This window comes from Mycobacterium gordonae (assembly GCF_002101675.1).
Taxonomy (GTDB): domain Bacteria; phylum Actinomycetota; class Actinomycetes; order Mycobacteriales; family Mycobacteriaceae; genus Mycobacterium; species Mycobacterium gordonae.
Genome location: NZ_LQOY01000016.1, coordinates 33,744 through 46,668, shown reverse-complemented (window position 1 = coordinate 46,668; position 12,925 = coordinate 33,744). Strand labels below are relative to the sequence as shown.

Genomic DNA, 12,925 nt, shown 5'->3' with positions numbered 1-12,925 from the left:
CGACCTGGAGGTTGAGCGGATCTATCGGGTATTGCGTCAAGAGGTTTATCAGGACACCGCCATGCACCTTCGGGACGAAGCACGGGAGACCTGCCGACGAGCCGCCGAAGCTTGCGCGTGCGCACGGCGACTCTGCCAACCCAGGCTTCACTCTGTGCCCACGGCGGCGTTCCACGCGCCATTCGCCACCCCCACCGCAGAACCAACGCCCGCGCGGTCACGCGAACCCGGCCAGGGTGATGCGTAACGCCTCTTCCATCTGGACGTGGAAGGGCTCGCTCGGGACGGTGTCGGCGGTCAGCCAGCAGTTGATGACGAACTTGACGGTGGCCAAACTCGTGTAGACCAACAGCGACGGGCGCATATCGACCGACGGGTCGACGCCCATCCGCGACGCCACCAGTTCGACGAACCTGCGCTGATCGGATTCATCGATCAGCGTCGACTTGCTCAACAGGTGCGGAGCGGTCACGATCGCGCGCTGCCAGGTGTCGAGACGGTCGGACTCGCTGGCATCCCGGGCGTGGGTGACGAACAACTGGATCAGCACTTCGACGGCTGATTCCTGGGCCGCTCTGGTGCCGAATGAATCGAGCATCTCGCTGATCGCTTCGCGGACGGGATCGACCAGCAGACCTTCCTTCGTCGGCGCATGCCGGAAATAGGTGCTGATCGAGATTCCGGCGGCCGCCGCGATGTCCTCGGTCGTGACCGCATCGAATCCCCGCTCGGCGAAAAGCTCGTGCGCCGTGTGCTGGATCTGCGAGAGCAACTCAGCCCGCCGCCGGTCTCGCAGCGACTCAGTGTTTGCTGAGGACATGCCATCACCTTCGTGAGCCTGACATTCCACCACGACCGTGCAATCCAGTAACGCTCGCAGGTGAGTGACTCTACACTATTGATAGTGCCTATCAAGTAGGCTAGCGTGTAAGCGCAAACCGTATTGAGCTGCAGAGTTGTGGCACCGCGGGCCCTTGCACAGCAGGGATCCCTCGATGGCACCCAACCCCTTTCGCTCGGCGCTCAGGGAGCAAAGGGTGGGGTGTGCGCCGATGACGACGGTTCCAGGTTCGCAATGAACGGTGCCCCGGGTTTGCTAGAGAGCATGCTGGTCGCGTTGGGATGACCATAGAATCCGAGCCCGGACTACGTGATGACGGCGTCGCCGCCATCCGGGAGTGGGGTGTCGGCTACGTCGACCGTCATCCGCTGGCCTCACTGCGGACCGTCGGCGAGCAGTTCGTGCTCGGCATCCGCACCCTGCAGTACTTCTTCATCGACCTGTTCACCGGCCGATTCCAATGGCAGGAGTTCGTTCGCCAGGGCGCGTTCATGGCCGGCACCGCGGTGCTGCCGACAATCCTGGTATCGCTGCCGATCAGCGTCACGCTGTCGATTCAGTTCGCGTTGCTGGCCGGCCAGGTAGGCGCGACCTCGCTGGCCGGGGCGGCCAGCGGGCTCGCGGTGATCCGGCAGGGTGCCTCCCTGGTAGCCGCGGTACTGATGGCAGCGGCGGTCGGCTCGGCCATCACCGCCGACCTAGGCTCCAGGACCATGCGCGAGGAGACCGACGCCATGGAGGTCATGGGCGTGTCGGTGATCCGGCGCCTGGTAGTGCCGCGTTTCGCCGCCGCGATCATGATCGGAGTCGCGCTGACGGGAGTGGTGTGCTTCGTCGGATTCTTCGCCAGCTACCTGTTCAACGTGTACTTCCAGAACGGTGCCCCGGGCAGTTTCGTATCCACCTTCGCCTCGTTCGCCACCACCGGCGACATGATTCTGGCGCTGCTGAAGGCGATAATCTTCGGCGCCATCGTGGCGATCGTGTCGGCGCAGAAGGGGTTGTCTACCAAGGGCGGCCCGACGGGCGTCGCCAATTCGGTGAATGCGGCTGTGGTGGAATCGATTCTGCTGTTGATGATCGTGAACGTCGCGATCAGCCAGCTCTACATCATGTTGTCGCCCCGGACGGGGCTGTGAGTGACCGCCTCTCCCTACCTACCACTGGCGCCCGTCACCGGGCGCGTGATCCGGTTGTACCGCAGGGGAATCAAGCCGATCAGCAGGCTGGGCCACATGCTGGTGTTCTTCGTGCGGGCGTTGGCGGCCATCCCCCTCACCCTGCGGCAGTACAACGGCGAGTTCCTGCGCCTACTGTCCAACATCACCTGGGGCAACGGCTCGATCGTGGTGGGCGGCGGAACCGCCGGTGTGGCAGTGGTCCTCGGCATGACCGTGGGAGCGCTGGTCGGCATCGAGGGCTACAACTTCCTCGACCTGCTGGGCCTGGGTCCGGCGACCGGCTTCGTGTCTTCGCTAGTCAATACCCGCGAGTTGGCTCCGCTGATGGCCGCCATGGCCTTTGCGATGCAAGGCGGTTGCCGGTTCACCGCCCAGCTAGGCTCGATGCGCATCGCCGAGGAGATCGACGCGATGGAATCCATTGCGATCCGGCCTATCCCGTATCTGGTGACCACCCGGCTGATCGCCTCGGTGATGGCGATGATCCCGCTCTACGCCGCATGTCTGGCTATCGGCTACCTCAGTACGCAGGTGGTGGTACAGATCAGCAGCGGCGGCTCTGCCGGGTCCTACCTGCACTACTTCTCGTTGATGCTGGCGGGCAAAGACATTCTGTACTCCTTGGTCAAGGCCGTCATCTTCGTCTGGATCGCGTCGACGATCCAGTGCTACTACGGCTTCTACGCCAGCGGCGGTCCCGAGGGCGTGGGCGTCGCGGCGGGGCACGGCATGCGGGCCAGCATCACCGTCATGATCATGGTCAATATGCTGCTGACGATGGCGCTGTGGGGAGTCGACGCCGGCGCAAGGTTCGGTGGCTGAGATTGGCCGAGGTGAAAGGAAATTCCTTCGACATCGACGGGCGCGGCCCCTCCGATCGTCAGCTGCTCGGCTGTGGTATCGCCGTCATCCTCGTCGCGGCCCTGTTGACGGTGAGCTTGCTCTACAAATCGACAGGGCGGCTCAACGACTATGTGCGGGTCGTCGCCCATCTGGTCAACGTGGGCGACGGCCTGCCGCAGAAATCGGACGTGAAGTATCACGGCGTTCTGGTCGGCATGGTGAACAGCGTCGTGCCCGCTGAACACGGCCGGCCCAACTACGTTCACATCGACCTGAAACCCGAATACGCCCAGTCGATTCCGGCGGCGGTGACCGCGCGGGTGGTCCCCAGCAACGTGTTCGCGGTCTCGTCGGTGCAGCTGGTGGGGACCGGACCCGGAGCGGCCATCCGGGCGGGTGCGCACATTCAGGAAGACAAGAACCTGCCGACCGTGCTCTTTCAGACCACGGTCAGCAAGCTGCGCGATCTGTTGGCCGCCGCGGGTCGCGGTCGCGACGATCGGTCGGTGGGCATCCTGGCGGCGCTGGCGGCCGCCACCGATCATCGCCGGACCGCGCTGCTGAACAGCGGCTCACAACTCAATCGGCTTATCGACCAACTCAATTCGATCGTCAGCACCGATGCGGGCCCATCGACGGTGTCGGCGCTGCTGGAGGCCGCCCGGGGGCTGCAGTCCACCGCCCCGGACCTGCTCGACGCACTGCACGAGGCGGTGCAACCGATGCAGACCTTCGCCGAAACGCGCGGACAGCTGACCTCGCTGCTGACCGGCGCGCAGAACACGGTCGGCACCACCCGCCAGTCGTTCGACAACCACATGGATCAGCTGATCAGGATCTCTACCGAGATGACGCCCGTGCTCGGCGTACTGGCGATGCGGTCGAACAACTTCGTGCCCGCGGTGGCCAAACTCGACAACCTGGCCAGGAAATTCATGGAAGAAGTCTGGGTGCCAGAACTCGGAGTCGGGAACATGCGGGTCAGGATCTCATTCACCCAGACCTTCGCCTACAGCCGTGCAGACTGCCCGCGGTACGGCGAGTTGAAGGGCCCCAGCTGCTACACCGCGCCGCTGGTCCCCAACAAACCTGACCTGCCGGACGTGCTGCTGCCGCAGAACTATCAGCCACCGAAGGATCTGGCTCCGCCGCCGGGCACGGTGGTCGGCCCCGACGGCAATCTGGTGGCTGTCGGCCCACCGCTGGTCAACCCGCCACCCAACCTCAACGACCCCAATCCCCCTCTGCCGCCCTTTATTTCACCGGCACCACCAATTCGGACCGGAGCCGACCCGGACAACCCGGACCCATCGCCCCCAGCGCACGGTCCGGTAGCGCCTCCGCCGTTGCTGGGTCCGCCGGCCGCCGGGTCGGTGCCGTCGTCCTACGGCGGGACCGTCGGACCGGTTGGCAGTGACTACGAGCGCACGATGCTGGGCGTGATCACCGGACGCCCGGCCACTGCCGCCACGGAGATCCTGCTGGGCCCGGTGGCGCGGGGCACCACCGTGTCGCTGGTGGGGGGTGCCCAGTGAAGTTCCGGGGCCCCCTGATCGGCCTGACCCTGTTCATGGTCATCGCGCTGACTTTGACCTGGCTGGTGTACGTGAGCCTGCGACGCGACGTCGCCGGCACCACGGCGTCCTACTCGGCGGTGTTCACCGACGTGTACGGGCTGCGCGAGGGCGACGACGTCCGGATGGCGGGCGTCCGGGTCGGCCGGGTCGAAAAGGTGGAACTGGACGGCAAATTGGCGAAGGTGTCGTTCGTGGTGCAGACCGAACAGCACCTGTTCGGCAACACCGTCGCCTCGGTGACCTACCAGAACATCGTCGGCCAGCGTTACCTCGGCCTGTCCCTCGGCAAGGAAGGCAGTCAAACGGAGCTCCCACCGGGCGCCACCATCCCACTGCAGCGCACCGAGCCGTCCTTCGACGTCACCGCGCTGCTCAACGGCTACGAGCCGCTGTTCAGTCTGCTCAATCCGCGCGATGCCGACAACCTGACCAAGGGCGTCATCGAGTCGCTGCAGGGTGACACCTCATCGCTTGCCACGCTGATCAGCCAGACATCCACCCTCACTGAGACTTTCGCCGGCAGAGATCAGGCGCTGGGCGATGTGATCACCAACCTCAACAAGGTGGTCGTCAGCCTCGCCGCGCAGAACGCCGACATCGACGGGGTGATCACGCAGACCCGTGACGTGGTCGCCGCGCTGGACCAACGCCGTCCGGAGTTGGTGACCTCCATGGGATCCCTGTCGCGACTGGTGAGCAACCTCTCGGTGGCCGCCGAGCAGGACTACCCTGCACTCCGGGAATTCATCGACCGCCGCCCCGGCGTGTCCCGGCACCTGATGGATGTGGAACCGCAGGTGGCCTTCTTCGGCGACAACATTCCCCTGTTGTTGAAAGGGCTTGTCCGGGTGGGCAACCAGGGCGCCTACGGCAACGCCTACCTGTGCGACCTGAACATGTTCGGGTTCTTTCCTGGCCTCAACGACGTGGTGCCGATCATCGTCAACGCCGCAACACCAGGCAACAAGGCGTGGCACACCCCCCGCTGCCGAAATACGGACGGGGGCTCAGGTGGCTGAGCTGTTCTCGAGACTGCGAAAACGTCCGTTGGAACACTACAACCCGCTCTGGCTGGGTCTGTCGGCGGTTGCCGTGGTGGCGGTGCTGATCGGCGCCATGCTGGTCGTGCATGCCCTGGGGGCCGGATACAAGCACTACACCGCCGAGTTCCTGCAGGCGGCCTCGCTGCGGCCCGGTAACCCGGTCACCGTGGCTGGCATACCGGTCGGCGAGGTCACCAGCATGAAACTCGACGGCGACCACGTCGCGGCGGGGCTGAAGATTCGCGACGACGTCGCGCTGGGCCGCGATTCCAAGGCCTCGATCAAAGTCACCACCATCCTCGGATCGCGCTACCTCGCCGTGCAGCCGGACGGTTCGGGTTCGCTGCCCCACGGCACCTTCGACCTGACGCACACCGAGGTTCCCTACGACCTGCAGGCGGCATTGCAGGACGCCACAACGACTTTCGAACAGGTCGACTCTGACCGGTTCGCGCAATCGCTGGCCGTGCTGGGCAAGCAACTCGAGGGCCTGCCCGCCGTGGTGCCCGAGGCGATGCACAACATCGACACGCTCTCGGAGATCATCGCCACGCGCCGTGACCAACTCGGACAACTGCTCAAGAGCACCGAACAGGTCACCAACACCCTGCGACGACAGCAATCCAGCATCGGCAATGTCGTCAACCAGGCCCAAGATCTGCTCGGTCAGTTCGTGGCCCGCCGAGCCGTCTTCCACGCGATGATGCGGTCTCTCACCAGCCTCGTCGACACCATGCACCAGGTCGTGGTGAACGACCGCTCCGGAGTCGAGGTGCTGCTCAAAGACATGCGTGAGTTCACCGACATGATGGCTCAACACGATGATCTGCTGCGCGACCTGCTGCAGATCACTCCAATCTTCATGCGGGAGGCGGCCAACCTGACCGGTGACGCCAACGCAGTCAGCTTCAACGCCCCCAGCGCACTGCTCGTCGACTCGTGGATGTGCGCGATCAGTGGCCGCGCCCAGCAATTCGGCATGATCCCGTACTACAAGGACTGCAAGTGAGGGGCCGGGTCATCACCGTCATCGCCGTCGTGGCGGTGGTCGTCGCCATGATCGGAACCGGGTGGTGGTACCTGGCCGGCAAGAAGGACCCGATCACGGTGACCGCCCAATTCGACAGCGCGTCAGGTCTATACGAGGGCAACGTCGTGGCGGTGCTGGGGATGCCGGTCGGCAAGGTCACCAAGATCACGCCCAGAGGCGGCTATGTCGAGGTTCAGTTCACCGTCGATCGTGACGTCAAAGTCCCTGCGAACGCTCAAGCCGTCACCGTGTCGACGTCGATCCTCACCGACCGGCAGGTCGAGCTGACCCCGCCCTACCGCGGCGGCCCGGTGCTGGAGAACCACGACACCATCGGGCTGACCCGCACCCGGACTCCCGTCGAATTCAGCCGCGTGCTGGCCGTTTTGGACAAGGTCACCAAGTCGCTCGAGGGTGACGGGCACGGCGGGGGTCCGCTGGCCGACGTGCTCAACGGCGGCAGTCGAGTCCTGGACGGCAATGGCGAAAAAATCAAGGGCGCGCTCGACGAATTGTCGCGGGCGCTGCGGCTGAGCAGCGACGGGGGGGCGCAGACCCGCCAGCAGATCACCGCGATCATCAAAAACATCAGCTCCCTGTTCGAGGCCGCCGCCAGCAACGACGGCAAGCTTCGCGACTTCGCCGCCACCATCCACCAGGTCAGTCAGATCCTGGCCGACGAGGACCTCGGTACGGGCAGCACCGGCAGAAAGCTCGACCAACTGGTCCAGCGGACGGGCGAACTGCTCGACGCCAACCGCGACACCATCCGGCAGGCCGCCCTGAACGGCAACAAGCTGGCGACGACGCTGGTCGACCGGCGTCGAGAACTCGCCGAAACACTGGACGTGGCACCCATGTTGGCCGACAACGCCTACAACATGGTGGATCGGGAGAACGGTGCGGTGCGTGCCCATTTCCTGACCGACCGGATGATCTTCGACAGCCAGCTGACCAAGGAAGTCTGCAACCTGATGGGCTTGCGCCAACTCGGCTGCAGCACCGGCACGGTGCAGGACTTCGGGCCCGACTTCGGCTTGACGTACGTGTTGGACGGCCTGGCGGCGATGGGCCAGAAATGACGAGCACCAAGGCACGGGCCGCCGCCGCGATCGCCGCGGCGGTGTTGCTCACCTCCGGTTGCGCTACGAATGGCCTTGCTAGCCTTCCCCTTCCGGCCCCCGGCCTGGGGTCGGGCGGATACCAACTGACCGCGGTCTTCGCCAACGCGCTCAACCTGCCGATGAACGCCAAGGTGAAACTTGCCGGCGCTGACGTCGGACAGGTCGAGTCGATGGTGGCGCGCGACTACACCGCGGTCACCACGCTGCGCATCCGCGACGGCGTGCTGCTGCCACGGGGCAGTACCGCCGAATTGCGAACCGCCACACCGTTGGGAGACGTGTTCGTGTCGGTACGCCCGCCCGCCGAACCCGCGCCGGACACACCGATGCTGCGCAACGGCGACACCATCGGACTGGATTCGACGAGCGCGGCGGCAACCGTCGAATCGGTCCTGAGTTCGGCCGCGATCCTGGTGAACGGCGGCGCGGTGCGCAACTTCACCAACATCATCAACGGGTTCGGCAAGGCCACCGGGGACCAGGGCCACGCGTTCGGCGACCTGGTCCGCAAATCCAATCAATTGCTGGGCACCATGGACGCACGGTCCGGCCAGATTTCGGGCGCCTTGACCGAATTGTCGCGCCTCAGCCGGGAACTCGACGCCAAGAACCAGACTCTCACCGACGTGATGGCCGCAGCCGACCCAGCCATGAGCGCCTTGGCCGCCAACACCACCGAGCTGTCCAACCTCGTGGTGCAGGTCGGTGACACGAGCAGGCTGCTAGCCCGCTTCCCCTCCCTGAGCGGCACCGACACCAGCGGGCGCAGCGTGATCCGTGACCTGAACACCATCGCCGGCGCCGCCAACGACGTCGCGGTAAGCCCCGAGACCAGCTGGCTACCTTTGAACCGGATGATTCCCGCTCTGGTCAAATCCACTGCGGGGAACGCTATTTCGGTGCACGTCGGGGTGGACCAGCTGATCCTGGGATCGATACCGGACATCGGCTTTCCGGGCGACCGTGGCCTGCATGGTCCGACCAGGTTCACCTGGAACGAGTTCATCGGTTCGCTGAAGTACACGCTGTGGCGGTTGCAGGAACGTGTTGTCGGGCGGGGCCCGAACTCGCCACAGGTTCCGGTGATCCCGGACCCGAACGTACCGGGTGGCCTCCTCGTCGCTCCTGGACCATCGGGACCACCACCGTGATCGACTCCGCAGCAAGCGCAATCGTCCGCGGGGTACGGGCCGCCCACCACCGCCAGGTCTGGCTGTCGGTGGCCGGCCTGGTGCTGACCCTGGTCGTCGCCACCACCTACCTGCTGATCGGCGCACTGCGGGTGAAGCCGTTCGCTTCGACGTACAAGGTCACCGTGCAATTGCCGGAATCCGGTGGCCTGCTGCCAAATCAGGACGTCGCACTGCGCGGCGTGCGGATCGGCAGCGTGGATTCGCTACGCATCACCGACCGTGGCGTGGACGCCATTGCCAGCATCACCTCACAGGTACGGATTCCCGCGAACGCCGCGGTCCACGTGTCGGCCCTGTCGCCGGCCGGCGAGCAGTACATCAACTTCGAAGCCGAATCCGACGCCGGCCCCTACCTGCGTGACGGCAGCGTCATCGGGCTCGACCGCACCAGCGTCCCGGTGAGCCTGGCCCAACTGCTCGGTGACGCCGACGGGCTACTGGCCCAGGTCGATCCGCGCAAGCTCGAGCTGATCAAGAAGGAACTGAGCTTGAGCAAGGAGGGCCCTGGCAAACTGGCCGCCATCGTCGACGGTGGCACCATGCTGTTGTCGACACTGGACTCGGTGCTACCCGAAACGACGAGCATTCTGCGGACCAGTCGGGTGGTGCTGACCCTGGCGGCCGACAAGAACGCGGGACTGGCCGCCACCACCGTGGACCTCAACCGGACCCTGGCCGGCGTCGCCAGGATGCAGGACGGCTACCGGCGCCTGACCGCCCAGACACCGCAGGCGCTGGGCGCCATCGACAGCCTGTTCGCCGACAACTCCGAGACCATGGTGGCGCTGCTGGGCAGTCTGGCCACCGCCTCGCAACTGCTTTATCTGCGGGTGCCGGCGCTCAACGCACTGTTCCCTGACTATCGCGGATCCGTGTTGGATGCGGTGGCCAGTTCATTCCACGACCACGGCGTGTGGGCGACGGCCGAGCTCTACCCCCGCTATGCGTGCGACTACGGCACGCCGTCGCATCCGCCGTCGGCGGCCGATTACTACGAACCGTTCATGTACACCTACTGCCGCGACGACGACCCGGGAGTCGGTATCCGCGGCGCCAAGAACGCGCCGCGACCCGGCGGCGACGACACCGCGGGCCCACCGCCCGGGGCGGACCTGGGACGCAGGACGGATCCAACTCCGCGGGGCCGCTTCACGATTCCCACGCCCTACGGGGGGCCGTCCTTGCCGATCGAACCGCCACACTGAGCCCATCCAGCACGAGGAGATGACAGTGACCGCTACGACTGAGAACGAAGTCGACGCCGAGGAGACGAAGGTCGCCGAAGACGTCCCGGCGGAGGGTCCCACCGCCACCGCCGACGAAGACACCGGCGAGGAAGACACCGACGAGGAAGACACCGACGAGGAGGACGAGGGGTCGCTACTACTGAGCCGCAAGGAAAAGCCCAAGCGGTTCAACCGACCCTGGCGCCACTACTTGCGCCGTAGTGTCCTTCCGGTCTTGTTGGCTGCCTCCCTGGCGGTTTCGGGCTACCTCGGCTGGCTGCAATGGCAGGCGCACCAGGTGAAAGTAGCCGGCCAGGAAGCCCAGCAGGCGGCAATCAAGTACGCCGGGGTGCTGACGAGCATCGATTCCAACAATGTCGACGAGAACTTCCGCCAGGTGCTCGACGGTGCCACCGGCGAGTTCAAGGACATGTACACCCAGTCCAGTGTGCAACTTCGGCAGCTGCTGATCGACAACAAAGCCACCGCGCACGGAGTGGTGGTGGATTCGGCGATCGCCTCGGAAACCGCCAACAAGGTTGTGGTGCTGGTGTTCATCGATCAGACCGTGGCCAACATGGCAGTGCCAGATCCGCGCATCGACCGCAGCAGAATCAAGATGACGATGGAGAAGGTCGACGGCCGCTGGCGCGCCAGCAAAGTCCAGCTGCTGTAAGCGATTCGGAGCCGACAGTGATCACAAGGACCTTCGCGGCATCGCTACTGACCGCCGCGGCGACGGTTTTCGGCGTGCCGGCCGCACAGGCTTCGGCGGACTCGTTCTGCGGCGAGCTCGGCGGCGGTTGGGACGGACAGTACTGCCATACGACGGTGACCTCCGAGCGCAACGCGGTGCGCGACATCAAGATTGCGGTGCCGGGCGAGCTGGTGGACAACCCCACGACGGGACCAGTGATCCGCGACTACCTGCGGACCCTGGTCGGCAACTGGCGAAAGGCCAATGCGCACATGGTCGCCGACAGTTACGGTGAGGAGAACTATCAGGTCTTCCAACACGGCAACCTGCTCAGCGCCGTCTTCCACGAGGACTACCATGCCGACGGCCCGCGTCCCAACAACGCCTACCGCACCTTCACCTTCGACATGGCGGGCGGCCGGCGCGTGCAGCTGGCCGACCTGACCAACGGCAACCCGCTGACCGCCCTACCGCCGCTGGCTCAGCCGTACATCGAGACCGCGCTCAATCAGGCTGCGCCGCCGCATGACCCGGGGACCTATCCGTTCCTTCCCGACCGCTGGACGCCGGACAAGGTCTACTCCGGGGCGTACCGGGCCTGGGCGCTGACGCCGGACGAGCTGATTATCTACATGCCCGACTATCCGGTGGGACATGACGAACCGATCGACTTCACCCCCGGCGCCCAGCAGTGGTACATGGACGGCGGCACCGTCGAAGCGCACGTGCCGCTGTCGGCGCTGGGTTCGGTGCTGCGGGTGTAGATGCCGCTGACTGTGATATCGCATGCGCTATCACATTTCAGACGGAGTCATGCCTTTCCCCACGGTGCTGTTGTGACGCCTGATACCGGCGACCCGGCGCGCTAGCGATCGCCGGTGTTGGCGTTACCCGCACGCCACTGGTCCCACGGAATATTCCAGTCGCCCAGGCCGTCGGTCCCGGGCAAGATGCTGCCCACCGTGTTCACGATCTCGACGACGTCCCCCCGCTTGCTGTGGTCGTAGAACCACACGGCGTTGCTCGGGCTCACGTTCAGACAGCCGTGGCTGGTGTTCGAATGCCCTTGCGCGCCCACCGACCACGGCGCGGAATGCACGAAGATTCCGCTGTAGGAGATCTGGGTGGCCCAGTCGACGTCGGTGCGATATCCGTTGGGCGAGTTGACCGGCACACCGTAGGTCGAGGAGTCCATGATGATGTGCTTGAACCGGGCACCGACGATGTAGACCCCGTTGTTCGTCGGGGTGCTGTCCTTGCCCATCGAGGTCGGCATGGTCTTGACCACTTCGCCGTTGATCCGCACGGTGATGATCTTGGTGTTGTCGTCGACCGTCGCAATCATCTCGTCACCGATGGTGAAGTGCATCTTGACGTTGTCCTCGCCGAACATCCCCTCACCCAGGTCGACGCCGTAGGTGTTCACCGCCACGTCGACATTGGTACCGGGCTTCCAGTAATGCTCTGGACGCCAACGCACTTCGCGTCGGTTGAGCCAGTAGAACGCACCCTCGACCGGAGGGTTGGTGGTGATCTTGATGGCCTTCTCCGCCGCGGCGCGGTCGGCGATGTTCTCGTCGAAGCGGATCGCGACCGGTTGCCCAACGCCCACCACCTCACCGTCGCTGGGTACCACGTAGGGCATGGTCAAGTGCGCGGGCGAGCTTGTCTGGAAGGCCATCTGGCGAGTAACCGCGCCACCGAGCCCGGTCGCCTTGGCGTTCAGCGTGTAGCGCCGGTTGTAGCCGAGCTGCTCGGTGGTCTGCCAGCGCAAGCCGTCGGGGCTGAGCTGTCCGGCGATCGCGCGGCCATTGTCGTTGACCATGGCGACCGATGCCAGCACGCCATCGGCGACACTGACCGTCACCGGCGCATCCACGGTGACCCCGACCGCCCCGTCGGTGACCGACGAGGTGAGCTTGGGCACCAGCAAGTCGGCGAAAGGCGTGCCCTTGTTTTCGATGACCTTGGCGGCGACCGGAGCACTGGGTCCGCTACTGCAGGCAACACCGAACACAGCAACTAAGACCATGGCAGCAGCCAGCCACGATCGACGTCTGCGCAAAGGCGTCATCAAGTGACCTTCACATTCTGTTCGCAAATTACGGTCACCGCTGACCCTTAATTGTTTCCAGTATTGTAGTGCCTCACCGGCACTCGCCGTGGACAT

General features: G+C 65.1%; 12 protein-coding genes. 10 read left to right on the top strand and 2 right to left on the bottom strand.

Going from position 1 to position 12,925, the window contains the following annotated elements; all coding sequences use genetic code 11:
* Window positions 1-217 precede the first annotated feature (217 nt).
* Window positions 218-820 carry a TetR/AcrR family transcriptional regulator gene (locus AWC08_RS02725; protein ID WP_065135801.1) on the bottom strand — a complete coding sequence of 201 codons (603 nt, stop codon included), beginning with the start codon at window positions 818-820 and terminating at the stop codon, window positions 218-220.
* Window positions 821-1,122: 302 nt separating this feature from the next.
* Here AWC08_RS02725 and AWC08_RS02720 point away from each other — a divergent pair, with 302 nt between their 5' ends.
* The 10 genes from AWC08_RS02720 to AWC08_RS02675 are packed head-to-tail and all read left to right on the top strand — an operon-like array spanning window position 1,123 to window position 11,519.
* Window positions 1,123-1,980 (top strand): MlaE family ABC transporter permease, encoded by an 858-nt coding sequence (locus AWC08_RS02720; RefSeq protein WP_065135771.1) that lies wholly within the window; start codon window positions 1,123-1,125, stop codon window positions 1,978-1,980.
* Window positions 1,981-2,844 (top strand): MlaE family ABC transporter permease, encoded by an 864-nt coding sequence (locus AWC08_RS02715; RefSeq protein ID WP_069432738.1) that lies wholly within the window; start codon window positions 1,981-1,983, stop codon window positions 2,842-2,844.
* A gap of 11 nt (window positions 2,845-2,855) precedes the next feature.
* Window positions 2,856-4,400, top strand: coding sequence for an MlaD family protein (locus AWC08_RS02710; protein ID WP_065135802.1), 1,545 nt, complete (start codon window positions 2,856-2,858; stop codon window positions 4,398-4,400).
* A complete protein-coding gene (locus AWC08_RS02705; protein ID WP_069432739.1) occupies window positions 4,397-5,461 on the top strand; it encodes an MCE family protein in 1,065 nt (354 codons plus the stop codon). The genes AWC08_RS02710 and AWC08_RS02705 overlap by 4 nt, the downstream gene beginning before the upstream one ends.
* Entirely contained in the window at window positions 5,454-6,494 is a 1,041-nt protein-coding gene (locus AWC08_RS02700) for an MlaD family protein (protein WP_069432740.1), read from the top strand. The genes AWC08_RS02705 and AWC08_RS02700 overlap by 8 nt, the downstream gene beginning before the upstream one ends.
* The gene (locus AWC08_RS02695) at window positions 6,485-7,597 is read left to right on the top strand and encodes an MCE family protein (RefSeq protein WP_256100461.1); all 1,113 of its coding nucleotides are present in this window, start codon (window positions 6,485-6,487) and stop codon (window positions 7,595-7,597) included. The genes AWC08_RS02700 and AWC08_RS02695 overlap by 10 nt, the downstream gene beginning before the upstream one ends.
* Window positions 7,594-8,790, top strand: coding sequence for an MlaD family protein (locus AWC08_RS02690; protein ID WP_065135774.1), 1,197 nt, complete (start codon window positions 7,594-7,596; stop codon window positions 8,788-8,790). The genes AWC08_RS02695 and AWC08_RS02690 overlap by 4 nt, the downstream gene beginning before the upstream one ends.
* Window positions 8,787-10,037: an MlaD family protein gene (locus AWC08_RS02685; RefSeq protein WP_065135775.1), complete on the top strand. Its 1,251-nt coding sequence runs from the start codon at window positions 8,787-8,789 to the stop codon at window positions 10,035-10,037. The genes AWC08_RS02690 and AWC08_RS02685 overlap by 4 nt, the downstream gene beginning before the upstream one ends.
* 19 nt (window positions 10,038-10,056) lie before the next feature.
* Window positions 10,057-10,734 carry a YfgM family protein gene (locus AWC08_RS02680; RefSeq protein ID WP_069432741.1) on the top strand — a complete coding sequence of 226 codons (678 nt, stop codon included), beginning with the start codon at window positions 10,057-10,059 and terminating at the stop codon, window positions 10,732-10,734.
* 17 nt (window positions 10,735-10,751) lie between these two features.
* Window positions 10,752-11,519 (top strand): mannan-binding family protein, encoded by a 768-nt coding sequence (locus AWC08_RS02675; RefSeq protein WP_065135777.1) that lies wholly within the window; start codon window positions 10,752-10,754, stop codon window positions 11,517-11,519.
* A gap of 101 nt (window positions 11,520-11,620) precedes the next feature.
* On the opposite strand, the gene AWC08_RS02670 is transcribed toward AWC08_RS02675, so the two are convergent.
* Entirely contained in the window at window positions 11,621-12,829 is a 1,209-nt protein-coding gene (locus AWC08_RS02670; RefSeq protein ID WP_083270998.1) for a L,D-transpeptidase, read from the bottom strand.
* Window positions 12,830-12,925: the final 96 nt, after the last annotated feature.

Bases quoted from the DNA above. Each gene is read 5' to 3' on its own strand.
- AWC08_RS02725 (WP_065135801.1), bottom strand. From the start codon at position 820: ATGTCCTCAGCAAACACTGAGTCGCTGCGAGACCGGCGGCGGGCTGAG.
- AWC08_RS02720 (WP_065135771.1), top strand. From the start codon at position 1,123: ATGACCATAGAATCCGAGCCCGGACTACGTGATGACGGCGTCGCCGCC.
- AWC08_RS02690 (WP_065135774.1), top strand. From the start codon at position 7,594: ATGACGAGCACCAAGGCACGGGCCGCCGCCGCGATCGCCGCGGCGGTG.
- AWC08_RS02680 (WP_069432741.1), top strand. From the start codon at position 10,057: ATGACAGTGACCGCTACGACTGAGAACGAAGTCGACGCCGAGGAGACG.
- AWC08_RS02670 (WP_083270998.1), bottom strand. From the start codon at position 12,829: ATGACGCCTTTGCGCAGACGTCGATCGTGGCTGGCTGCTGCCATGGTC.